Here is a 1,128-nt window from a genome sequence, read left to right on the forward strand (position 1 = left end):
CGACGGGCTTAGGCGTGCTCAGGACCGGGCGTTTGCCAGCCAGAAAGAGGACAAGGAGACCGACGCGCGGATCAGGGCGAAGGCGACGGCGGAGTACGAGAAGACCCGCGCCGCCTCCATCCGTTAGCGCGACCGACGCTGCGAGGTGTCCGGGTTGAGTTCGTCTCAAGACTCGTTCGTCCCGCCGGCGACGTTGATTTGGCGCATCGAGCGTCACGACACGAAGGAGTAGGCACCATGGCAAGAGGACACCGGGCGGTTATCGCTGGGATCGGAGAAGCTCCGCTCACGCCGAGTGGGTCGGGGCGGGCGGTCGATACTATGACGGTCCAGGCCGCGCTGAACGCGTGCACCGACGCCGGCTTGTCACCGCATGACCTCGACGGCGCCGTGAAGTACACGTACGACACCTCGGTTAACACCTTCGCACTGCTGGCCACGCTCGGGGCCAAAGACCTGAATCTCGCGGTCGAGGTGCCCTTCGGCGGCGGGTCGTGCGCGGCGTTGATCGATGCCGCCCGCTCCGCGGTCGAGTCGGGTCAGGCCCGTGCGGTTGTCTGCTATCGCACTGTCAGCGGGGATGACTGGGTCAAGCAGCTGTCGACCGCAGACCCGCAGCGTCCCTACTACATGGACACGCCGTGGTACTTGCGTCCGCTGGGCTGGACCGGGTACCTGGGGATCTTCGCGGCGTTCTACAGTCAGTACGCCGCGCGCTATCCGATGAACCGCGAGGCGCTGTACGCGGCGGTCAATCAGATGCGCCGCAACGCAGCGCTGAACCGGCGCGCAGTCCATACCGGCCAGGTTTCGCGGGACGAGTACTTCGACGCGCCGCTGACCGTCGGCCCGTTCACCCGCTTCGACGAGTTTGCCCTGGCAGACACCAGTTGCGCCGTCGTGGTGGCGCGTGAGGATCTCGTCCGGGGCGCAGGGCTGCAGCCCGTTGAGATCATGGCGTCGGCCCAGTCGCACGGTCCGGACCCGCGTGCATACTTCGACTCAAGGGTGCTGACGTCGAACCTGGACAGCCCGTCCACCTGGGTGGCGAAGAAGCTGTACGAGCAGAGCGGGCTGACAGCCGGCCAGATTGACGTGGGCCTGGTCTACGACTGCACCAGCTTCACC

The 1,128-nt window shown here is 66.4% G+C and carries 1 protein-coding gene; it reads left to right on the forward strand.

What is annotated here, in order from left to right; translation table 11 throughout:
- Positions 1–237: 237 nt before the first annotated feature.
- On the forward strand, positions 238–1,128 hold an 891-nt coding region (locus AC5RWU_RS24310), incomplete at its 3' end, for a beta-ketoacyl-[acyl-carrier-protein] synthase family protein (RefSeq protein WP_494037353.1).

This window comes from Arthrobacter sp. B0427-1-12 (assembly GCF_059092905.1).